At 70.3% G+C, this 21760-nt stretch carries 20 protein-coding genes and 2 pseudogenes; 10 read left to right on the top strand and 12 right to left on the bottom strand.

The features are described 5' to 3' along the window. The first annotated feature begins 73 nt into the window (after nucleotides 1-73). From ACIO3O_RS08555 to ACIO3O_RS08570, 4 genes are all read left to right on the top strand, one after another. Nucleotides 74-946 (top strand): hypothetical protein, encoded by an 873-nt coding sequence (locus ACIO3O_RS08555; RefSeq protein ID WP_401743592.1) that lies wholly within the window; start codon nucleotides 74-76, stop codon nucleotides 944-946. After that, entirely contained in the window at nucleotides 943-2211 is a 1269-nt protein-coding gene (locus ACIO3O_RS08560; protein ID WP_401743594.1) for a DNA cytosine methyltransferase, read from the top strand. Before ACIO3O_RS08555 ends, ACIO3O_RS08560 begins: the two co-directional genes overlap by 4 nt. Continuing rightward, the gene (locus tag ACIO3O_RS08565) at nucleotides 2211-3338 is read left to right on the top strand and encodes a DnaB-like helicase N-terminal domain-containing protein (RefSeq protein WP_401743596.1); all 1128 of its coding nucleotides are present in this window, start codon (nucleotides 2211-2213) and stop codon (nucleotides 3336-3338) included. Before ACIO3O_RS08560 ends, ACIO3O_RS08565 begins: the two co-directional genes overlap by 1 nt. A 308-nt stretch (nucleotides 3339-3646) precedes the next feature. After that, nucleotides 3647-5038, top strand: coding sequence for a DUF317 domain-containing protein (locus ACIO3O_RS08570; protein ID WP_401743597.1), 1392 nt, complete (start codon nucleotides 3647-3649; stop codon nucleotides 5036-5038). 524 nt (nucleotides 5039-5562) lie between these two features. Here the strand turns inward: ACIO3O_RS08570 and ACIO3O_RS08575 are convergent. After that, nucleotides 5563-6135, bottom strand: coding sequence for a hypothetical protein (locus tag ACIO3O_RS08575; protein WP_401743599.1), 573 nt, complete (start codon nucleotides 6133-6135; stop codon nucleotides 5563-5565). Nucleotides 6136-6691: 556 nt separating this feature from the next. Between ACIO3O_RS08575 and ACIO3O_RS08580 the strand changes: the two genes are divergently transcribed. After that, nucleotides 6692-6820 carry a hypothetical protein gene (locus tag ACIO3O_RS08580; protein ID WP_401743600.1) on the top strand — a complete coding sequence of 43 codons (129 nt, stop codon included), beginning with the start codon at nucleotides 6692-6694 and terminating at the stop codon, nucleotides 6818-6820. Between the two features lie 47 nt (nucleotides 6821-6867). Here the strand turns inward: ACIO3O_RS08580 and ACIO3O_RS08585 are convergent, their stop codons facing one another. Then, nucleotides 6868-7758, bottom strand: coding sequence for a DUF5655 domain-containing protein (locus ACIO3O_RS08585; RefSeq protein ID WP_401743603.1), 891 nt, complete (start codon nucleotides 7756-7758; stop codon nucleotides 6868-6870). A 362-nt stretch (nucleotides 7759-8120) separates the two neighbouring features. Between ACIO3O_RS08585 and ACIO3O_RS08590 the strand changes: the two are divergent. Both ACIO3O_RS08590 and ACIO3O_RS08595 read left to right on the top strand, forming a co-directional pair. Beyond that, nucleotides 8121-8219 (top strand): annotated as a pseudogene (locus tag ACIO3O_RS08590) (IS5/IS1182 family transposase); the annotation flags it as partial. 337 nt (nucleotides 8220-8556) lie between these two features. After that, nucleotides 8557-8832, top strand: a complete 276-nt coding sequence (locus ACIO3O_RS08595; RefSeq protein ID WP_401743606.1) for a helix-turn-helix domain-containing protein — start codon at nucleotides 8557-8559, stop codon at nucleotides 8830-8832. A 368-nt stretch (nucleotides 8833-9200) separates the two neighbouring features. On the opposite strand, the gene ACIO3O_RS08600 is transcribed toward ACIO3O_RS08595, so the two are convergent. The 7 genes and pseudogenes from ACIO3O_RS08600 to ACIO3O_RS08630 all read right to left on the bottom strand — a co-directional run bounded on the left by ACIO3O_RS08600 (nucleotide 9201) and on the right by ACIO3O_RS08630 (nucleotide 16296). Next, a complete protein-coding gene (locus tag ACIO3O_RS08600; protein ID WP_401743609.1) occupies nucleotides 9201-9827 on the bottom strand; it encodes a sugar kinase in 627 nt (208 codons plus the stop codon). A 146-nt stretch (nucleotides 9828-9973) separates the two neighbouring features. Further along, nucleotides 9974-11107, bottom strand: a pseudogene (locus ACIO3O_RS08605) (ROK family glucokinase); the annotation flags it as partial. A 257-nt stretch (nucleotides 11108-11364) separates the two neighbouring features. Continuing rightward, a complete protein-coding gene (locus ACIO3O_RS08610) occupies nucleotides 11365-12249 on the bottom strand; it encodes an ATP-binding cassette domain-containing protein (RefSeq protein WP_401743611.1) in 885 nt (294 codons plus the stop codon). Beyond that, nucleotides 12216-13283, bottom strand: a complete 1068-nt coding sequence (locus ACIO3O_RS08615; RefSeq protein WP_401743613.1) for an ABC transporter permease — start codon at nucleotides 13281-13283, stop codon at nucleotides 12216-12218. The genes ACIO3O_RS08610 and ACIO3O_RS08615 overlap by 34 nt, the downstream gene beginning before the upstream one ends. Continuing rightward, on the bottom strand, nucleotides 13280-14293 hold the full coding sequence (locus ACIO3O_RS08620) for a sugar ABC transporter substrate-binding protein (RefSeq protein ID WP_401743615.1): 1014 nt from the start codon (nucleotides 14291-14293) through the stop codon (nucleotides 13280-13282). The genes ACIO3O_RS08615 and ACIO3O_RS08620 overlap by 4 nt, the downstream gene beginning before the upstream one ends. Before the next feature lie 110 nt (nucleotides 14294-14403). Next, nucleotides 14404-15423 (bottom strand): substrate-binding domain-containing protein, encoded by a 1020-nt coding sequence (locus ACIO3O_RS08625; RefSeq protein ID WP_401743618.1) that lies wholly within the window; start codon nucleotides 15421-15423, stop codon nucleotides 14404-14406. Nucleotides 15424-15531: 108 nt separating this feature from the next. Next, on the bottom strand, nucleotides 15532-16296 hold the full coding sequence (locus ACIO3O_RS08630) for a GntR family transcriptional regulator (RefSeq protein ID WP_401743620.1): 765 nt from the start codon (nucleotides 16294-16296) through the stop codon (nucleotides 15532-15534). A gap of 114 nt (nucleotides 16297-16410) precedes the next feature. On the opposite strand from ACIO3O_RS08630, the gene ACIO3O_RS08635 reads away from it, so the two are divergent. Then, nucleotides 16411-17412 carry a Gfo/Idh/MocA family oxidoreductase gene (locus ACIO3O_RS08635; protein WP_401743623.1) on the top strand — a complete coding sequence of 334 codons (1002 nt, stop codon included), beginning with the start codon at nucleotides 16411-16413 and terminating at the stop codon, nucleotides 17410-17412. Nucleotides 17413-17499: 87 nt separating this feature from the next. Here the strand turns inward: ACIO3O_RS08635 and ACIO3O_RS08640 are convergent, their stop codons facing one another. After that, a complete protein-coding gene (locus ACIO3O_RS08640) occupies nucleotides 17500-18159 on the bottom strand; it encodes an NAD(P)-dependent oxidoreductase (protein ID WP_401743626.1) in 660 nt (219 codons plus the stop codon). A 122-nt stretch (nucleotides 18160-18281) separates the two neighbouring features. On the opposite strand from ACIO3O_RS08640, the gene ACIO3O_RS08645 reads away from it, so the two are divergent. Further along, the gene (locus ACIO3O_RS08645; protein ID WP_401743628.1) at nucleotides 18282-19226 is read left to right on the top strand and encodes a helix-turn-helix domain-containing protein; all 945 of its coding nucleotides are present in this window, start codon (nucleotides 18282-18284) and stop codon (nucleotides 19224-19226) included. An 11-nt stretch (nucleotides 19227-19237) separates the two neighbouring features. After that, entirely contained in the window at nucleotides 19238-20143 is a 906-nt protein-coding gene (locus tag ACIO3O_RS08650) for an alpha/beta fold hydrolase (protein ID WP_401743631.1), read from the top strand. On the opposite strand, the gene ACIO3O_RS08655 is transcribed toward ACIO3O_RS08650, so the two are convergent. Together ACIO3O_RS08655 and ACIO3O_RS08660 are read right to left on the bottom strand one after the other, a co-directional pair. Continuing rightward, on the bottom strand, nucleotides 20091-20546 hold the full coding sequence (locus ACIO3O_RS08655; protein ID WP_401743633.1) for a PaaI family thioesterase: 456 nt from the start codon (nucleotides 20544-20546) through the stop codon (nucleotides 20091-20093). The two genes, ACIO3O_RS08650 and ACIO3O_RS08655, sit on opposite strands and share 53 nt — an antisense overlap. 3 nt (nucleotides 20547-20549) lie before the next feature. Next, the gene (locus ACIO3O_RS08660) at nucleotides 20550-21743 is read right to left on the bottom strand and encodes a cytochrome P450 (RefSeq protein WP_401743634.1); all 1194 of its coding nucleotides are present in this window, start codon (nucleotides 21741-21743) and stop codon (nucleotides 20550-20552) included. Between the last annotated feature and the right edge of the window lie 17 nt (nucleotides 21744-21760).

Raw genomic sequence — 21760 nt, forward strand, 5'->3', positions numbered from 1 at the left:
CGCCATTTCGTCCTCTGCCGCCTCTCCGCGCTTCCGGGCAATTTCCCTGGGCGCCGGAATCCAGTCCAGCGCCATGCTCGCCCTTTCCGCCGAGGGAACTCTCCCCAAGGTCGACTACGCAATATTCGCCGACACGGGATGGGAGCCCCAGGCCGTCTATGACCACTTGGACCGCCTGGAGCGGGAAATCGCCGCCCCGGCAGGTATTCCCGTACTCCGCGTCTCCACCGGAAACATCAGAAACGATGCACTCGACCCTGAGCACCGTTTCGCATCCATGCCGCTCTACATCCTCAACAAGGACGGCAAACCGGGCATGACCAGGCGTCAATGCACCGGCGAATACAAGATCAAACCAATCAAGAAGGCTGTCCGCGATCTTCTGGGATACCCCTACCCTGCCCGTATACCCAAGGATGTCTACGTCGAGCAGTGGGTCGGTATCTCCACCGATGAATTCCACCGGGCAAAAGACGCCGACGTGAAGTACATGCGCAACCGGCACCCGCTGATCACGGATATGAACTGGTCACGGGCCGACTGCGTCACCTACCTGACGTCACGCGGTCTCGCCGACACACCGAAATCCAGTTGCCTCGGGTGTCCATTTCACGGAAATGCGCAGTGGAGACATATCCGCGATACCAGTCCGGACGAATGGCAGGACGTCATCGCCTTCGACGCCGCGATCCGCCAGGGGAACGCGCGCGCCAACGCGAACGGGAACGCACTGCTGGGCGAGGCGTTCTTGCACCGCTCCCGCGTCCCGCTCAGCGAGGCGCCGATCGATCACGTGACCGCTGCCGAGCGCGCCGCCCTCCAAACCCCGTTGTCCGGCGGCACCGACGCGGACGAGCTGGAGCACGGCGTGCTCGACGGCTGCTCCCCGTGGGCGTGCCGCGGTGAAGCCGAGCCCCTCCAGGCAGACTTCGGACTCGCTTCTTGATCCTGGACCTGTTCGCCGGGCCCGGCGGCTGGAGCTGCGCTCTGGCCGCCCTGGGGATCCGGGACGTGGGCCTGGAGTGGGACGAGTGGGCGTGCAAGACCCGTGCCGCGGCGGGACAGTTGACAGTGCGTACCGACGTGGCGATGTACCCCACCCGCCCGTTTGTCGGGCGCGTCGGCGGGTTCATAGCGAGCCCGCCCTGTCAGGCATGGTCGACGGCCGGCAAGCGACTCGGCCTCCTCGACCAGCCCTTGGTCCACCAGGCGGTCGCCGACCTGGCCTCGGGCCGCGACACCCGGGATCGGCTCCTGTCCTCCTGCCGTGATCCGCGGAGCCTGCTCGCCGCCGAGCCGATGCGCTACCTGCACGCCCTGCACGCGGCGGGCGGACCGCAGTGGGTGGCAATGGAGGAGGTCCCCGACGTTCTCGCACTGTGGAAGCAGTACGCGTCCATCCTGCGCTCCTGGGGATTCTCGGTGTGGACGGGCATCCTCAACGCGGCGGATTACGGCGTGCCGCAGACGAGAAGGCGGGCGATCCTGCTCGCCTCCCGCACTCGCACCGCCGCCCCGCCGCCGCCCACCCACGCGAAGGTGGCCGAGCCGGAGAGCCTGTTCGGGCCGGGCCGCGCCCGCTGGGTGTCCATGGCCGAAGCCCTCGGCTGGGGCGCCACCGACCGGCCCACCCCCACGGTGTGCGCGGGCGGAGGCCCCGGAGGCGGGCCTGAACCCTTCCCCTCGGGCTCCCGCAAGACGCTGTCGGATGCCCGCGACCGCGGCACCTGGGCGCCCCGCCCCACCGGAGTCGTGCTGCAGTCGCGGCGGGAGGGGGCCGGCTGGGCCGCCCGGCACGGCACCCGCGACAACCGTCCCGCCACGAGCCCGGCGCCCACCTTCACCGCCGAGGCACACCGGTGGGCCTGGGCCCTGCGCAGCAACAACCAGGCGAACGCCACCACCCGCCGCAGCCACGAGCCCGCCGGCACCCTGTTCTTCGGACACCGCGCGAACGAGTGCGTCTGGATCGCCGAGCCCGCCCCCGCACTGCCGGACCAAGACCCGGTCACACCGCCGGCTCCCATCCGGATCACCGCCGCCGAGGCCGGCACCCTGCAGACCTTCCCCGCCACCTACCCGTGGGCCGGGAACAAGGGCCAGCAGTTCAGCCAGATCGGCAACGCGGTCCCCCCGCGCCTGGCCCTGCACCTGCTGGCCCCGCTCCTGGACAAAACCTTGACCACCGACGACTTCACCCTGGCGGCCTGATGTCCGCACGCCCCCACAGCCGCCCCCGGCGGGACGACGATCTCCCGTACGCCGGAACGCCCCCGCAGCCGGTGGACTTCGCCGAGCAGGCACTGCTCGGCGCCCTCCTCATCCAACCCGCGCTCGCCCCCGGCATCCGCCTCACCCCCGAGCACTTCACCACCCACGTGCACGGCAGCCTCTTCGCCGCAATCCAGCAACTCGCCCCCCAAGTACCGGAGCAGGCAGGGGAGTCGCCGCCGTTGCTGCCGAGCCTGCACTGGATCAATCAGGTGTTCACCACCGCCACGGCACAGGCCCGCGGTCTGACCCTGCCCTACCTCCACCGGCTCGTCAGTTCCTGCCCCGCGCCCGCCCACGCCACCGCGTACGCACGGATGATCCAGACCGGACACGCCCGCCGCAGCCTGCACGCCCAAGCCGACCAGCTCGCCCACACAGCTGCCGACACCCGCCTGCCCGCCCCGGCCACCACCGTCGCGGAGCAGTGCGCACGCCTGCTGCTGCACGTGGATGCCCTGCAACAGCAGATCGGCTCCCCGACCGGCACCGCACCGCGCACCCCCCTCCCGGAGGCACCCCAGGACACACCCTCCGAGCAGGAACTCGCCGACGAGCAGGGCCTGTTGGCGGGACTCGTCCGCCTGCCCGACGCGCTCCTCGCCCTGCGAGCGCTGCGACCCGAGGACTTCGCGATCCCGCTGCACGGCGGGCTGTACCGGTGCCTGACCGCCATGGTCCACCGGGGCGATCCCCTCGACCCCATCACCGTGCTCGGCGAGGCCGAACACCAGGGTCTCCTCACCGGCCGTGTCACCCCGCAGACGGTGCTGGCCCTGGTGCAGCCCAGCCCCGACGACCCCGTCTACTGCGCGGAACAGATCCTCCAGCAGTCCCTGCTGCGTTCCGCGCGCCTCGCCGCCCACCACATCCGCGTGTACGCGAATGACCCGGTCAACACCGTGCACCAGCTCCTGATCGGCAGCCGCCGCGCCCTCGCCCCCGTCACGGCCGCCCACCGCCGCTGGCAACACCTGCACCACCCACCCCCGCCGCCCGGCCCTGCCACGGCACGCGCTCCCGTCGCCCGCCCGGCACGGCCGCCCACCGCCCGCACCGCCCGATGACCTACCCCTCCCGGGAGACTCCCTCTGCACACCCCCCTCCATGCCCCGCGTCGGCAGCGCATCGCGTTCGCCTGCGCACTCGTGCCCCTCGCCGTGGTCCTGCTCCACACCCAGCTGCCCGCTCCCGTCAAAGTGATCGCCCTGGCCGTCCTTGGCGCCCTCGGTCTCACCCTGCTCGGCCGTGCCACCCGTCCACGCCGGCGGACTCAGCCGTCCGGGCCTGGGACCCCTCCCCCCTCCACTGACCCCGCGGCCTTCACACGACGCCACCACCTCAACTAGCCCACCAGCCACGAATCGAGCAGCGCATGGCCTCAGACGCCCCAACAGCCCACATCCTCCTCAGCAAGCACCCCACGCACTCCAGCGCGGTGATCGCCACCCTCATCGATCCCACCAGCGCCGACACCAGCCTCGCCCGCGCCATCCTCTACCAGTACGGCTTCGTGGCCGCCGCCGCGCAGACGATGGTCCTGGCCCGCATCGACAGCGAGGAGAGCCACTACGCCAGCCGGGCCGCCCGAGCACTCCGCGGTGAGAACCTCCGCGTGACGATCACCTCCGAACTGCAGGAGGACATCGATACCGAATGGACCTGGCACGGCCATCCCATGCACTGGCTGGACCGCGAGGAAATACGAGAGGTCTCCGCCGACGCCCAGAAGATCCACGACGACATCCGTGACGGCCGCCTCATCATCCACGCCCACGCCGACGACGGATGGACCACCGTTGCCGCCGGAACCTACCGCGACGGCGAGAGCATCCACCTCCACGGCCAGAACCATCTGCGTACCGTCTCCACGACCTACGAGACCCCCCGCGAGGCGCTGACGGAATTCCTACGCCTCTACAAGGACGCCGTCCGGCCCGGTCCTGCCCCACTCACCAGCACCGAAAAGGCAACAGCAGCGGCCCTCGCGGAAGCCCTCCTGCTTCCCCCGGCCCTCCTTCCGGCACCGGCCCCGGAGGCCGCGCCCGCCTACGCGGCCCACCCGGGCAACCACGACGACGTACTCGACGAGTTCCTCAACACGCACGACGCGTGGTCGAAGTGGCGCACCTGGTCCGACCTCACCACCCACCTCGTCCACGACGAACAGACCCTGCGCATCGAACGCGAACACGAAACCACCCGGGGCGACACCGCCTGGACCATCGCCGCCTACGAAAGCCCCGTCTCCGACCGCACCTGGCGCCTCTCCCTCTCCACCGACACCCCCGAGCCGATCCTGCGCACCGTGCTCGCCACCCTCGCCGACAACGACCTCGGCCCCCGGCCACCCTCCGAGGAGACCGTCCGCGACATCACCTCCCCCCTCCTGCACGCCGGATGGGAACACACTGCGGACGAGCACCACCGCACTTGGGAAATCCCCGGCGCAACGGGCCTCCAGCTCAACCGCTCCACCAGCTGGCACCTCGATGCCGACATCTGGACCCTGTGGGGCGGCGAGAGCATCCACTACCCCACCTGGACACTCACCGCCTCCCGAACCACCCCCACGGAAATCCTCAGCGCCCTCACCGAGAAGCTCGCCAGCGACCCCAGCCTGCCCCAACTCACAACCCCCGTGCACTTCCGCGCCGACCACCACACCCGCACGTCTCAGCCGCCCGCGCCCGCCCACAAGCAGGGCACCGTGCTCCCGCCGTCCAGCACCGTCCCCCCTCCCCCGGCACCCCGTACGCACCGCTAAGCGCCCGGCCGCAAGGCAGCGCCCCGTGCAGAGAGTCCCTCTCGCGAAACCAAGGGACCCAAGGGACCGACTTCCCGAACCAATCCCCCGCGGGCCCTGTTGGCCTTCTTCCACATCCGGCACTCCGGGTTCGGTGCAGAAAATCTTCGTCGCCCCCGGACTCGTTCTGACCGAGACCCTGGAGGAGGCTGGGGATACCTTGACCTCACCACTGGCCACCACTGCTCCCCCAAGCCCCGACCCACACTTCACCACCCGGCTCAAGGCCCTCAACCCACACCGCTAGAACGCCCCATCGCGGACCCTGCGGGCTAGCAGATCGGTCCTCCCGTAGAGGGCTCGATGGGTCACCCTTGTTCGCCGCTTCCGCACCCTCGTGTCGCGAGGCGGTCAATAACCTGTCGAACAGGGAACCCGGTGAGCCAGAACCTCCATACCGACTTGGATATCGCGATCACACCGGCCGCATGAAGATCACGATAGCCATGGCCAGCCACTTAGAGCGACCTTGACCCCTCTGAGAATTACGACCGCTCCCGCTCTGCGATGGCCTCTCGGATCATCGCGACATCGTCGACCAGCACGTCGAAAATTTCACTTTCCGCCTCGTCGGGAACCTGATACTGCCCGACGGGAAAAGCGAAGATCGTTTCAGAATAAGGATTCTTCTGACTGTTCGGGTCGTACGTGGAATCAAAGAACTCGTCGATTTCCGGGTGCTGATTTCTTGTCAGGAACGCAGGCCGCCTCCCTGAACCCGCCATCACTGACAGATCCGCACCGGGACAGTTGACGACTCTAGGTCCCGGATGCACCAGCACGATTCGCCCCGTCTTCCCTAGGGACTTTGCGTGCGCCAGGTCTAGCTTGGCCGCATCGTGCACGCGTTCCCTCTCCATGAGGTCGTAGGCAGCTTCCTCACCGGGTTCGAGGTACACGTACACGTTGCCTTCTTCCCCCCACGGATCGACAGCCCATGACACCCGAGAAACAGTGAAGGAGGTTTCCCGCCATAGCAGCTCATCTCCGCACCGAGGAACTCCAGGCATCTCGACCTTCCGCTGAGCGTGCGGGAAGCAGAGTCGAATCTCGACCATCGGATTCTCCCTATTCGACCGGCCTTAGACCGGCCTCGACGTTTCCTTCCCCCGGACCGACCCACCTCGCACAGTAACGCAACCATGAAGCCCGGGTGGGCGGCACTGCCTCCCTTGCGACGAGCCGGCGGTGGAAGTTGCATAGCGGGACACATTCCTGCGCGAACTCCTCCCGCGTCAGCCAGGCGGCAACCCGTCCCGGCCCACTGGCTAGACGCCGAACCCGACGCCGACCGCGTTCATCGCCCCGGCAGCAGAGGGGGCGACTACGACTACAACGACGGTCTGCACCAGCGGGCCTCGCACGTCGCCGCCGGAAATCGATTTGCTCTGTGAGTGTTCCTCCGTAGCAACCGCGGCCGGTCCGTCGTCATGGACCCGCACGGCCATACCGGCTACAGCGTGGGCAACCAGCCACTCGGACCGCTCGCGGACCTGCAGGTGTACGCCACCGACCCGCACGGCCGCTCTCGGGGCCAGTTCAAGTCCCACGGCCTGTGCATCCACGGCGAAGTACCTGGGCTCCGGCCACGGACTCCTCGCCCTGGAGGAGTTCGTGCCGCTCTACCAGCAGGACCCAGGGAGCGGCTCCTGGTCGGGCTCGGGCTGGTGCAGCAAGTGCGCCGGGTACGCCGTCCGACGCCTGACCGAAGAACAGTTCACCCACTACTGGGACAGCGTGTAAAAGGCCGAAGCCGGATAGCCACAGGCGGTGCCGGTCCCCACCGTGAGCTAGGCAGCGGCGTAGCTCAGCCGCAGCAGGTCCTGGGCGCGTTCCAGGTCCGCTTCCGACCGGAGCTGCAGTTCCAGGTCGCCCGTGCCGTGGTGGCCGATAGTCGTGACATCGCGTGTGTAACCCGGAACCAGGTCGACCTGGCGGGGGTCGGCCTTCAGGTAGACGAGGAGTTTGGTCTGCTGGGGCGGGCAGACGCAGGCGAAGTTCTGCACCCGCTGGTAGGCGGCGTACTGCTTGCGCTGGACCCGCGTCACCCCGCCACCAAAGCCCAGCAGCACCTCGTCCAGGGCCTGGGCCAGCTCCCCCATCGCCGTGGGCGCCGTACGGCGCTGAGCCGCCCCGGTGGCCCGCAGGCGGGGCCTGGGGGCCGTGCTTCCGGTCACCGAGGCGACCTCCTCCAGCGCGATGTGATCGGATCCGAAGTAGCGGTAGCGGACCAGGTCGATACTGCGCCGGTGCTCGCGCACCGCGTGCACGTCGTAGCGGGTGAAGTCACCGGCGATGCAGATCACCCGCGGTGCACTCCAGAGCACCTGCGCCGCCGCCGTGGCCCCGAGCCGGTCGCGGACCAGGCGCTCGAACTCGGCACGGTGGTCCATCAGCCACGCGAGGTAGAACAGGCCCTGGTGGATGACGCCCGCGTCCGTGCCGCGCTTGAACTCCACGACGACCGGCGCCCCGTTCTCGTCGAGACCGAGCGAGTCGATCCGCCCGCCGTGCACCGGGCCGGTGCTGTACTCGCTCGCCAGGAACCGGACGCCCAGCATCGTCTCCATGTGTGCCTCGACCAGGCCCTGCACATCTGCCTCGACTGCAGCAAGACGCGGCACGACCTCAGCCATGCCGCCATTCAAAGTGTCCGTACGGAACAGCCTCAGCTCCGACACACCTTCCCTTCCTCGACAACCGACCTCACAACGCCAAGGGGGCTCGCGTTATTTCCGCTCCGCCCTCCTGTTGCAGAGGAACCGACTGTGGAACTCCGAGGCAGGGCAGGTTCCTGACACATCCCCACCGCTTGCCGGCGCGGACGCAGCAGCCAGAGGGCATGACAAAACGAGGCTCGGCTTCCCTGCTGGGAGGGCCGAGCCTCGTTTGTCATGTGCTGCCGACGATTAGCATCGGCGTCGGCACCTCGTCCTCACACCGCTTCCCGGCTACAAGCCAGACGAATGGTCACTTGACCAACGCATGTCCAACAGCGGGCAGGAGCAGGCTGAAACACCCAGGTCGGCGAACAGGCCACGTCCTGAAGGGCTGGCGGCTCCTTCAGAAGCTCCGCTGCTGCCCTGACCGCATCACCGACATCGTGAAGGCCGTCCTCGCCCTTCACCACGCGTCAACGTGAGGTTCGAAAAGGCTCCCTGCAGCGCCCGGGATGAACGAGGAGCTGGGTGCATGACCCCTTCACCGGCTGACTTGGCGTCAATCTCACGGCGTCACCCTTGCTATGGATCCGCAGAAGGATTCCTGTGAAGGGGGGAATATAGCGCCGCATTGCCGGTTGGCCAAACCGGCAATCCTTCGGATCATTGCTGCTCCACCGCTCTTTCCTGCTCACGCACCAAAAGCACTAGGTGGTGCACGCGTTCCCCCGAATAACAGCTGTCGTGCAGGCCCTCGCCGTGACTCCCATCTGGGGCTCCTGCCAGCAGCGCCGTCTGAAAGGTACTGACGAACCGAAAATGCACAGCCCTCCCAGCACTGCGCACACCCCCCTCCATAACCCCGCGCACATACGGGCCACCTGGAGTGGAACGGGAAGCGTCGAGGACGCAGCGCGAGTGTTCGGCATGTCGAGATCCAAGGGCTACGACCTCGTACGCCGCGGGGAGTTCCCCTGCCGCGTGCTGATGATCGGCCGTACCGCCCGCGTCGTCACTGCTTCGCTCCTCCGCGTCCTTGAGAGCGGCGAGCCGGAGTACAATACGGCCCCCAGGACAGGCACCGAACGGCCCTGAGCAGCCGTACAACGAAGCCCCGCCAGCGCAGCACCGGCGGGGCTTTCTCATGTCACGCATGTCACTCGGCTGTCACGAACCCCATGGACACTCACCTGCCGCACAGACCGAAACTGGACATACACGGCTGCACTGGACTGGATGGACGCCTCTGGACGGCTAAGCCGACTTGTGCCATGTCGTACCGAGGGACGGGCCGAGCACCAGGACCGGTGCGTCGTCAGGGCCGTCGAAGCGGTATTGCAGGGATGGGTGGGGATGCACGGTTGCGTTCGTCGTCTCACTCACCCGATCAGGCTGCCATCCCCCGTGCCCGTGGTCAGGAGGGGGTCCCGGGTGACCTGGGTCGGCCGCGGCGGGGCCGGGGGTCAGGGGGTCGCGGTGGAGACCGCGTAGACCCAGGGGCGCTGCGGGACGGTGCGGTCGACGGTGATGTCGACGGTGGGCAGCGGGTCCTTCTGCGCGTAGACCAGGCCCGACCACTTGCGGCGCGGGGTGAAGACCCAGCCGACGGTGGAGCGGTCGTGCGGCTTGATGGTCACCTCGCCCTCCTTCAGGGCGGCGGTGGAGGTGCCCATGTCCTTGAGGAAGGTGTCCAGGTCGGCGGGGGTGGTGGCGAACCGTGCGTAGAGCCGGTTGGTCTTCCAGTTGTTGGTCTCGTAGTAGGCGAGGTTCTGCGCCATCAGCGGGATGGGCAGGTGGTAGATGCGCCGCTGCACCTGGGAGGGCCAGCCGACGGTGAGTCCGGCGTTGGCGGCCTCGCGCTCCTTGTTCACACCGCCCTGGCGGCTCTGCTCCGCGGAGACCAGGAGGTATCCGGCCGGGATGCCGATGAGCATCACGATGATGGCCAGGGTGAGGCTGCGGCGCACGATGACGTGGCGGCGGCTCTCCGGCGGCTTGGCCTTCTTGCCGTGCTTGTCCTTCTTGCCGCCGCGCCCGGTGCCGTGGGGGGCGTCCTGGGAGGGGCTCTGGCGCGGGATCGCTGACGTCATTCGGTGGTTCCCTGGGCGTTCTCGGCGCGGTCGGAGCGGGGGGCGGTGGTGTCGGGGGCCGTCCGGTCGACGGTGTCCGGGGCGGTGGTCGTCCCCTCCACGGTACGGTCCGGGCCGCCCGGCGCGACGGCGGCGGCCGGTGCGGTGGCCGTGCGCAGGGCCTGGGCGTAGCGCTCGTACCGCTCGTGACGCTCCACCCGGCGCCGGTTGGCGCGCCGGAAGCGGCGGGCGACCAGGCGGGCCAGGTCGGCGGCCCCGACCATGCCGGCCTCGGGGCCCAGCTGCGCCTTGGCGATGCGCGCCTCGGGACGGTAGCCGCGGCCGGTGAGGTGGCGGCGGAAGGCGTCCCGGGCGGGGCCGATCAGGAGGTCGTCGGCGGCGCTGACGCCGCCTCCGATGACGAAGCAGGAGGGGTCGAGGGCGGCGGCCAGGTTGGCGATGCCGACGCCGAGCCACTGGCCGATGTCCTGGAGCAGCTCGACGCACATGGCGTCGCCCTCACGGGCCAGCTCGGTGATGAGGGGCCCGGTGATCTCGGGGATGTTCCCGCCGACGCGCTCGATGAGGTGGTACGCGACCGGGGAGTCGGCGGCGGCCAGCTCGCGGGCCTCGCGGACCAGAGCGTTGCCGGAGCTGTACTGCTCCCAGCAGCCCCGGTTGCCGCACGGGCAGCGGTGGCCGCCGGGGACGACCTGCATATGGCCGAACTCGCCCGCCACCCCGTACTCGCCCCGCTTGACCTGGCCGTCTTCGAGGATGGCCCCGCCGATGCCGGTGCCGAGGGTGATCATGACGAGGTGGTCCTCGCCGCGTCCGGCGCCGAAGCGCCACTCCGCCCAGGCGGCGGTGTTGGCGTCGTTGTCGACCAGGACGGGGACCGCGAGGCGCGAGGAGACGGCGTCGCGCAGGGGCTCGTTGCGCCAGGCGAGGTGCGGGGCGAAGAGGACCTTGTTGCGGTCCGCGTCGACCCAGCCGGCCGCGCCGATGCCGACCGCGTGGACGTCGTGCCGGTCGGAGAGGTCCAGGACCAGTTCGACGATGGTGTCCTCGACGACCTTGGGGCTCTTGGACTTGTCCGGCGTCTCGGTGCGCAGGGTCTCCAGGATGGTGCCGTCGGCGTCCACGACGCCCGCCATCACCTTCGTACCGCCGATGTCGATGCCGACGGTGGGCACGCGCGGGGCGGTCAGGTGGGAGCGGCGCTCGCGGGGGCCGACGGTGCGCAGGACGGTGGCGCGGGCGGTGCCTCGGTTCGCGAAGTCGCGGTAGCTGCTGCTCATGATCGGGAGCCTTCCGCGTGGGGCGTCCGGGCGGGGCGGGGGGAACGCACGAGGGGGATCGTCCCTGCGGGGTGTCGGGGGGCCGGGGGCTCGGGGCTGGGCCGATGCACCGGCGGCGGACGGCGCCCGCCGCCGCCGATTCTGCCATCCATGGGCATAAGGAACCTGTCCGGGCGGGCGTGCGGGGGCCGGGGGAAGCGTCGTCCGGGGGCTCGGCGCGGGGGGTTGCGCCGGGCCCCCGGACGGTGCGGCGGGGGTTACGGCGCGGGCTTGTCGCCCTCCGGGTCGACCGGGTGGCCACCGATCCGGGCAGGGGCCGGGGCCCGCTCCAGTTCGTGGCTGAGCTCGTCGAGTTCGCTGCCGCCGGCCATCTGCCGGGTCAGCTCGTCCAGGGTGGTGTCCTGCTTCGTGCTGCTGCCGGACATGGCGCCGCGCTTGAGGAGGACGAAGCGGTCGCCGACGAGGTAGGCGTGGTGCGGGTTGTGTGTGATGAGCACGACACCCAGGCCCGCGTCGCGCGCGGCGGCGACGTACTTCAGGACGACGCCGGACTGCTTGACGCCGAGCGCGGCCGTCGGCTCGTCCAGGACGAGGACCTTCGCGCCGAAGTGCACCGCGCGGGCGATGGCCACGCACTGGCGCTCGCCGCCGGAGAGGGTGCCGATGGGCTGGTCGACGTCGCGCAGGTCGATGCCCATCCGCAGCAGCTCGGAGCGGGTGGTCTCGCGCATGTGCGCGACGTCGAGGCGGCGGAAGGGGCCGCGGCCCTTGGTGGGCTCGGAGCCGAGGAAGAAGTTCCGCCAGACGGGCATCAGCGGGACGACGGCGAGGTCCTGGAAGACGGTGGCGATGCCCCGGTCGAGGGCGTCGCGCGGGTTGACCAGGGTGGTCTCCTCGCCCTCGATGCGGAAGGTGCCCGCGTCGTGCTGGTGCAGCCCGGCGATGATCTTGATGAGGGTGGACTTGCCCGCGCCGTTGTCGCCCAGGACGCAGGTGATCTCGCCCGCGTGGACCTCCAGCGAGACGCCCTCCAGGGCCTTGATGTTGCCGTAGAACTTCGAGACGTCGTCGAGCTGGACGAGGGGGGTTCCGGACGCGACTGCTGTGCTCATGACCGTGCCTCCGCGCGCTTGCGTACCCATGCGTTGAGCAGGGTGGCCAGAAGGAGCATGGCTCCGAGGAAGAACTTGAACCAGTCCGGGTTCCACTCCGCGTAGACGATGCCCTTGCTCGTCATGCCGAAGATGAACGCGCCGACCGCCGAGCCGATCGCGGAGCCGTAGCCGCCGGTGATCAGGCAGCCGCCGATGACGGCCGCGATGATGTACGTCAGCTCGTTGCCGACGCCCTCGCCGGACTGCACGACGTCGTAACTGAACAGCAGGTGCTGGCCGGAGACCCAGGCGGCGAAGGCGACGCCCATGTAGAGGCCGATGCGGGTCTTGTTGACCGGGACGCCGGTGGCGCGGGCCGCGTCCTTCTCGCCGCCGACCGCGAAGATCCAGTTTCCGGCGCGGGTGCGCAGCAGGATCCAGGTGGCCAGGGCGATCAGCACGAACCACCACAGGATGGTGACCTTGAGGTTCACCGAGCCGATGGTGATCTGCGAGGCGAAGACGGCCTTGGCGGACGCGAAGCCCTCCATGTCGCCGATGCCCTTGGTGGAAACGGTGCCGCTGATGAGCTTGGTGAGGCCGAGGTTCAGGCCGGTCAGCATCAGGAACGTACCGAGCGTGATGATGAAGCTCGGGAGTTTGGTGCGGGTCAGCATGAAGCCGTTGAAGACCCCGATCAGCAGCGTGACCAGCAGCGACACGAAGACGCCCACCCAGACGTTGGCGGTCATCTGGTAGCTGAACATCGAGGAGATCAGCGCGGAGCTGGTCACCATGACGCCGGCCGACAGGTCGAACTCGCCGCCGATCATCAGGAGGGCGACGGGGACGGCCATGATGCCGATGGTGGAGGCCGCGTACAGGACGGTGCCGAAGCTGGAGGCGCGCAGGAAGCTGTCGGCGGCGATCGAGAAGAACAGGAACACCGCGATCGCGCCGACGATCGAGCCGAGCTCGGGGCGGCCCATCAGCTTGCGCAGGGGCGAGGTGTGGACGAGGCGCTCGTCGGTCTTCGTACCGGGTGCCGGTGCCGGTGCTGGTGCCGGTGCTGGTGCTGTCATCGGGTCCCCCGCTTCGTGTACGCCTTCAGCTCGGCCGCGTCGTCCTTGGTGATGATCTGCGGGCCGGTCAGGACGGGCTTGCCGCCGCCGAGCATGTCCGCGTTGTAGCGGTAGAGCCAGAGCAGGTCCACGGCCTCGTAGCCCTGGAGGTACGGCTGCTGGTCGACGGCGAAGCCGAGCGTGCCCGCGTCGAGGGAGTCGGCGACCTTGGCGTTGAGGTCGAAGGTGTCGATCTCGGCCCGGCTGCCGGCCTGCTGCTTGGCCTGCACGGCGGCGTCGGCGAAGGGAGCGCCGAGGGTGACCACGGAGTCGATGTCCTTGGCGGTCTGGAGCTTGGCCTCGATGGACGCCTGGACGTCGGGCATGTTGGTGCCGTCGACGTAGAGGTTCTCGACCGTCCCCTGGAAGGACTTCTTGACGCCCTCGCAGCGCTGCTCGTGGCCGACGTTGCCGCGCTCGTGCAGCACGCACAGGGCCTTCTTCTTCGAGCGCTTGGTCAGCTCCTCGCCGACCGCCTCACCGGCGATGGTCTCGTCCTGGCCGATGTGGGTGAGCGCGCCGAAGGCCTTGGACGCCTCGGTGCCGGAGTTGATGGTCACCACCGGGATCCCGGCCTTCTTCGCCTTTGTCAGGACATCCTTCATGGCGTCCGGCTTGGCGAGCGTGACGATCAGCCCGTCGACCTTCTTGTCGATGTACGTGTCGACCAGCTGGGCCTGCTGCTGGGCCTCCGCGTTGTTCGCGTAGAGGAAGTCGATGTTGTCCTTGGCGGCGGCCTGCTTGGCCCCGTTCTGCACGATGTCCCAGAACGTGTCGCCCGCACCCGAGTGGGTGACCATGGCGAAGGTCCACCGAGGGGTGTTCACCGCGGCCTTGCCCTGGGCGGCGGCCGCGGCCGCACGCTCCTCGGCCCGCTTGCCGCCTGTGCTGCTGCAACCGGTGAGGGAAGCCCCGAGCACCGCCGCCAGCACGGCGCCCAGTGCGCGTACCCCTGTCCGAACCCTTGCCACGACGTCGTGCCCTTCTCGCTGTACTCCTGGGTGCGGCCGGGGGGTATTGAGCCAGACCCCGGCCGCCCAAGTATCCGGCATGGGGGTCCGTCGTGTGGTCGGCGGGTACGTCATCGGGTGCCGCGGGCGGTGTATTTCTCCAGCGCGGGTACGTCCTTCTCGGTGACGATGGCGGGTCCGGTGAGGACCGGCTTGCCGCCGCCGAGGACGTTCCCGTTGGTGCGATTCAGCCAGATTTCGTCGATGGCGAGGTAGCCCTGGAGGTACGGCTGCTGGTCGACGGCGAAGCCGACCGCCTTCGCCTTCAGGCTCTTCACGACGGCCGCGTTCAGGTCGAAGGTGTCGACCTCGGCCGTGCTGCCCGCTCCCTCCTTGGCCTTCACCGTTGCGTCCGCGAACGGTGCGCCGAGGGTGACGACGGCGTCGATGTCCTTGGCCGCCTGGAGCTTGGCCTCGATGGAGGAGGTGGTGGCGGGCATGTTGGTGCCCTCGACGTTGAGGTTCTCGACGCTGCCCTTGAAGGTCTTCTTCACGCCCGCGCAGCGCTCTTCCAGGGAGACGTTGCCCTGTTCGTGGATGACGCACAGGGCCTTCTTGCGGCCGCGCGTGTTGAGCTCCTCGCCGACGCCCTCACCGGCGACGGCCTCGTCCTGGCCGATGTGGCTGAGCGCGCCGAGGGCCTGGGAGTGCCGGCCGCCGGAGTTGATGGTGACGACGGGGATGCCTGCCGCGACGGCTTTCTTCACGGCGGCGCCGACCGCCTCGGGCTTGGCGAGGGTGACGACGATGCCCTGGACCTTCTGGTCGATGGCCGCCTCGACGAGGGAGGCCTGCTCCTTGCCCTCCTTGTTGGCGGAGTAGAGGAACTCGACGTTGTCCTTGGCGGCGGCGGCCTTGGCGCCGCTCTGCACGATGTCCCAGAAGGTGTCGCCCTCGCCGGAGTGGGTGATCATCGCGATCTTGATGCGGGGGGTGTCGGCGGCCTTTCCGCCCGCGCCCTGGGCCTGGGTCGGTTTCTCCTCGGAGCCCTTGCCGCCGGAGCCGCTGCATCCGCTGAGGACGAGGGCCGCTGCCGTCAGGCCCGCTGCGGCCAGGAATGTCGATTTCCGCGTGGTACGAGTGGTACGCATCGTGGGTCCGCCTCGTGTCCCCCGCCGCCCGGTTGCGGCTGGGGGTGTTCTAACGGGGGGTGTGCGACGGCGTCAATGGTTTGTCCGGACATTCGCCAGGTGCACACGTCACGTCCGTACGAGCAGCTGGAAGTCGAAGGCGTACCGGGACGCCCGGTAGAGGTGCGAGCCGAACTCGACCGCGCGCCCCGTGCCGTCGAAGGTGCGCCGCTCCATGGTGAGCAGCGGTGCGCCCGTGTCCTCCCCGAGGAGCTTGCCCTCGGCCGCCCCCGCCGCCCGCGCGCCGACGGACTGGCGGGCACTGTGCAGGCTGATCCCGGCGGCCCGCATCACGCGGTACAGGCCCGTGGCCTCCAGCTCGGCGCTGTCGAGGGGCAGCAGGCCGAGGGGGAGGTGGTTGCGGAGGTACGCCATGGGCTCGCCGTGGGCCGAGCGCAGGCGGTCGATGCGGTGCACCTCGGCGCCCTCGGGGACGCCCAGGGCGGCGGCGACGGCCGGGGCGGCGGGCTCGACGGTGTTGTGCAGGACGAGCGTGGTGGGGCGCTGCCCGGCCGCCTCCAGGTCGTCGTACAGGCTGCTGAGCGCGAGCGGGCGTCTGACCTGGCTGTGCACGACCTGGGTGCCCACTCCTCTGCGCCGCACCAGGAGCCCCTTGTCGACGAGGGACTGGATGGCCTGGCGGACGGTGGGGCGGGACAGGCCGAGGCGGGCGGCGAGCTCGACCTCGTTGCCCAGGCGGCTGCCGGGCGAGAGCCTGCCCTTCTCGATGGCGGCTTCGAGCTGCTGGGAGAGCTGGAAGTAGAGCGGGACCGGGCTGGAACGGTCCACACCGAGTCGGAGGGCGACGGTGGGGTCGGTCGCTGGTTTCGGCACGGGGGTGAGCGTAGCCCCGGGGCGTCGGCGCGTCACCAAGTCCCGTTGTTCACAGGTCCTGTTGTCAGGACAAAGTCCTTGACAGGGACCGGGGGCTGTTGTCGGCTGGGCGGCATGCGTATCGGACTCATGGGCACGGGCCGCATCGGTTCCTTCCACGCCGAGGTGCTGTCCCGGCACCCGTCGGTGGGTTCGCTGGTGCTGGCGGACGCGGACGCGGGACGGGCGGCGGAGGTGGCCGCGCGGGTGGGCGCCGAATTCACCCCCGCGGAGGACCTGTTGACGGCGGGCCTCGACGCGCTGGTGATCGCTTCGGCGACGGCCGCGCACGCGGAGCTGATCGGGCGGGCGGCGCGGGCCGGGCTGCCGGTGTTCTGCGAGAAGCCGATCGCGGTGGACCTGCCGGGCACGCTGGAGGCGCTGCGCCAGGTGGAGGCCGCGGGCACGGTGCTCCAACTCGGCTTCATGCGCCGCTTCGACGCCGGGTACGGGGTGGCGCGGGCGCGGGTGCGCGCCGGGGAGCTGGGGCGGCTGCACACGATCCGTACCGTCTCCTCCGACGCGGCCCTGCCGCCCGCCGCGTATCTCCCGCTCTCCGGGGGCCTCTACCGGGACTGCCTGGTGCACGACTTCGACATCCTGCGGTGGGTGACCGGGCGCGAGGTGGTGCGGGTGTACGCGGTCGGGTCGGCGGCCGGTCCCGGGATGTTCGCGGCGGCGGACGACGTGGCGACGGCCGCCGTCGTGCTGACGCTGGACGACGGGACGCTCGCCACGGCGACCGCGACCCGCTGCAACGGCGCCGGTTATGACGTACGCATGGAACTGGCCGGTGAGATCGACCAGGTGGCGGTCGGCCTGGACGACCGCACCCCGCTCACCTCCGCCGAGCCGTCGGGCCCGCCCGCCCCGGCGAAACCGTGGTCCGGGTTCCTGGAGCGGTTCGCGCCCGCGTACGAGGCGGAACTGGACGCCTTCCTCGACGTCGTACGGGGGCTGCGGCCCAACCCGTGCGACGGGCGCGAGGCGCTGGAGGCGCTGCGGGTGGCGGAGGCGTGCGAGGTGTCGCGGCGGGAGGGGCGGGCGGTGGGGCTGGCGGAGGTGCCGGGGCGGTGAGCCCGCGCTGGGCCCCGGCCCCGTTCGGCTTCGCCCGGACCTTCTGCGGCTTGGCCCCGGCCCTGTTCGGCTTCGCCCCGGCCCTGTTCAGTAGCCGACGGTGAACCGCTCGCCGACGTGCTGCGGGCGCTCGATCTCGTCGATCAGCGCGACCGCGTAGTCCTCGGCGCTGATGCGGCTGGTGCCCTCGGCGTCCAGGACCAGGCTGTCGGTGTCGGTGCGGTAGGCGCCGGTGCGCTCGCCGGGCTCGATGGTGGCGGCGGGGCTCAGGCTGGTCCAGCGGACGTCGGTCACGGTGCGCAGGAAGTCGAGGGCGTCGCCGTGCGCGTGCATGATCTGCAGGACGAACTCCGGGAGGCCCTCGGCGTCCCAGACCTGCTTGCCGTCAGGGGTGCGCAGCGAGCCCGCGCCGCCGACCATGATCAGTCGCGGGGCCTCGTCGCCCAGCGTGCGGACGCCGCCCACCAGGGCCTTCGCCGACGGCTCGACGGTCGCGAGGTGGCCGGGGCCGTCGCCCTGACCGCCGCCGACCGCACCCACCAGCACGTCCTGTCCCTTGGCGGCCTCGGTGACGGAGGCCGGGTCGAGGACGTCACCGACGACGACGCTGAGATTCTGGTGGGTCTCGCCGGTGAGCTTCGCGGGGTCGCGGACGACGGCGGTGACGTGGTGGCCGCGGTCGAGGGCTTCGCGCAGGATGCGGCTGCCGATGGTGCCGGTGGCTCCGAAGAGGGCGATCTTGGCCATGGGAGGGATCCTTCCGGGGGCTTTCAAGGATGGTGAATTTCCGGGTTGCGGACCCGGTGGTCTTTTGTCGCTCTTCCAACATAGGAGGTGAAGGCCCCGAATGCCGGGTACGCTCCGGACACATGGTGGTGAAAAAGCGACAGCCGGGCTTCTCGGGCACTCCCGGCATCCCCGAGGTCCGGTTCAGCGCCCCCGGCGGCGCCCCGGCCGGGGTGGAGGTGCTGACCCTGGCCGCGCTGCGGGAGAACGCCTGCGCCGACTCGATCTCGGCGACCCACCGCCCCGACTTCCACCACCTCCTGCGACTGGAGGGCGGCGCGCTCCCGCTGATGGTCGACTTCGCCTCCTACCGGGTGCTGCCGGGCGAGTGGCTGTGGGTGCGGCCGGGGCAGGTGCACCGCTGGGACGACCTGCACGGGGCACAGGGCACGCTGGTGCTGTTCGAGGCGGGCTTCCCCGACCCGGCGACCAGCGCGGCGGCCCGCCTCGACGATCCCTTCGGGCCGACGGTGCGACGGCCAACGGCGGCGGGCGACGAGGCCGCCGGGCGCGCTCTGGGGCAACTGCACGCGGAGTACCGGGCGTTGCGGGAGGCGGGGACGGACCGGGGGCTGCCGGACGCGGCCACGGACCCCGAACTCCCGCTGGACGCCCACCTTTCCGTACTCCGCCACCTCCTGGCCGTCCTGCTGCTGCGCCTCGCGCACACCGGGGAACCGTCGGCAGCCCGCGACACCCCGGACGCCTTCCTGCGCTTCCGGGCCGCCGTGGAGCGGGACTTCGCGCGCACGCGGCGCGTCGACGACTACGCCCGGGAGCTGGGGTACGCCCCGCGCACCCTGTCGCGGGCGACGCTGTCGGCGGCCGGGGTGGGCGCGAAGGAGTTCATCGACCGGCGGGTGGTACTGGAGGCCAAGCGACTGCTCGCGCACAGCGACCACAGCGCGTCCCGGGTGGCGGCCCTGCTGGGCTTCCGGGACGCGGCGAACTTCGGGAAGTTCTTCCAACAACGCACCGGCGAGAGCCCGTTGGGCTTCCGCACGACGGCCCGGGGCGGAGCCGTCTAACCTCGGCTTCCATGGACGCACAGCGGGAGTACGTGAAGACGGACGACGGTGTACGGATCTGGGCGGCCCGCACGGAGAGCACCCCGGAACAGGGCGCGGGCGGAGCCGTGCCGGGTGCCGTCCTGTGCCACGGCGGGCCCGGGCTCTGGGACACCCTGGAGGACGTGGCGGCCCTGCTGCACTGGGCGGGGGCGCCTTCCGTGCACCGGTGGGACCAGCGCGGGTGCGGCAGGTCGGAGCGGTCGGGACCGTACACGGTGGAGCGGAGCGTCGCCGATCTCGACGCCGTGCGCGGGCACTTCGGACTGGAGCGGATGGTCCTGGTGGGCCACTCCTGGGGTGCACGACTGGCGTTGCACTACGCGCTGCGGCGTCCGGAGCGGGTCGCTGCACTGGTGTACGTGTCGGGGACGGGCATCGACGCGGACTCCACATGGAAGCCCGACTACGAGCGGAACCTGCGTGAGGGCATCGGCGAAGGGCTCGCCAGGTGGCGGGAGTTGGGGGAGCGTGAATCTCTCGCGCCCGCCGAGGAGCGGGAGATGTGCGTGCTCCAGTGGTCCGCGGACTTCGCCGACCCGGACCGCACCCGCGCCCGGGCGCTCGCCGAGCGGATGGCCACCCCCTGGCGGGGCGTCAACTTCGCGGCGAACAAGGCGCTGAACACCGAACTGCGCGCCCAGGATCTCGCGCAACTCCGTGCGGAGTGCGCCGCGTTGACCGTACCGACGCTGATCGTCGACGGGGCGCGCGACATCCGGCCCGGGGCGGCCGTGGACTCGCTGGCCGACGTGCTGCCGGACGCCACCCGCGTCGTACTGCGGACGGCGGGGCATCTGCCGTGGGCGGAGGACCCGGCCGGGTTCAGGGACGCGGTGGCCGGGTTTCTGGGCGTGCTTCCTCCGGCTGCACGGTGAAGACCGTGCCCTGCGCCACCGCGCACAGGGTCTCGGCGCCGGCCGCGTCCGCCACGTACAGCTCGCACCGGCACACCGCCTGACGTCGCCCGCCGTGGACCGTGGCGGCGCGGGCGATCAGGGTGGGGCCGGTGGCGGGGCGGATGTACTGGATGGAGAAGCCGCCGGTGAGGACGGCGGGGCCGAGGGCGGAACCGGCGGCGAAGGTGAGGGCGTTGTCGGCGGCGTAGGCGAGGACACCGCCGTGCAGGAAGCCGTTCTGCTGGCGCAGGTCGTCCCGGGCGTCCAGTTCGAGGACGGCTTCACCGTCACCGAAGGCGGTGATGCGGGCACCGAGGAGGACACTGAACGGCTGTGCCTCCAGGGTCTTCTGAGCCAGGGTCAGGTCGAAGGTCTCGCTCATGCGTCACCACCGTACCGGCAGCTTGCGGACACCCCTTATGAGCAGTCCGGGCAGCCAGTCCAGCGTGTCCGCGCCGGAGGCGAGGGCCAGGTCCGGGCAGCGCTCCAGCAGCGTACGGATCGCGATGCGGCCCTCCAGGCGGGCCAGCGGGGCGCCCAGGCAGAAGTGGATGCCGTGCCCGAAGGCGAGGTGGCCCTGCGGGGCGCGGCGGATGTCGAAGCGGTCGGGGTCCGGGTAGCGGGCGGGGTCGCGGTCCCCGGAGGCCAGGCAGACCAGGACGGGCTTGCCCGCGGGGATCGGCACTCCGGCCAGCTCCAGGGGTTCGCAGGTGAAGCGGAAGGTGGCGTTCTCCACGGGGCCCTCGTAGCGCAGCATCTCCTCCACCGCGCCGTCGATCAGGCCGTCGAAGTCGGCCCGGAGGTCGGCGAGTTGGTCGGGGTGGGAGAGCAGGGCGCGGACGCCGTTGGAGATCAGGTTGACGGTGGTCTCGTGTCCGGCGACGAGCAGCAGGAAGGCCATGCCGACGAGTTCGTCGGGCGACAGCCGGTCGCCGTCCTCGTCACGGGCCTTGATGAGGTCGCTCATCAGGTCGTCGCCGGGTGAGCAGCGCTTGTCCTCGATCAGCTCGACGAGGTAGGCGCCCATCTCGCCGACGGCGGCAATGCTCGCCTCGGTGCCGGTCGGTGCGACGACCTCGTTGGACCAGGCGCGGAAGCGGTCGCGGTCCAGGTCGGGGACGCCGAGGAGTTCGCAGATGACGGTCATCGGCAGGGGGAAGGCCAGCGCGTCGATCAGGTCGGTCTGCCCTCCCGAACTCCCCTTCGCCAGCAGGGAGTCGATGAGGCCGTCGGTGATCTGCTGCACGCGCGGGCGCATCCCCTCGACGCGTCGGCCGGTGAACTCGCGCGTCACCAGCTTGCGCAGCCGGGTGTGCTGCGGCGGGTCCGTCTCCAGCATGTTGCTGCCCATGGCGGAGTGCTGTTCCGGGTCCCAGAGGTCGGAGGTGCGCCAGTTCTTGGCGAGCCGGGGGTCGGCGAGGGCCTTGCGGCCCTCCTCGTACCCGACGACCAGCCACATCTCGTCCACGTCGGCGGTGCGGACGTGGTGCACGGGCCCGGCCTCGCGCAGCTTTTCGTAGTACGGATACGGGTTCGCCGTGAAGGCCTTGGTCTCGTCCCGCAGATCCACGATCGCCATGGTGAGCCTTTCCGTCG

Origin of the sequence: Streptomyces sp. NPDC087440 (assembly GCF_044744005.1) — a bacterium.
In the GTDB taxonomy this organism is placed as follows: domain Bacteria; phylum Actinomycetota; class Actinomycetes; order Streptomycetales; family Streptomycetaceae; genus Streptomyces.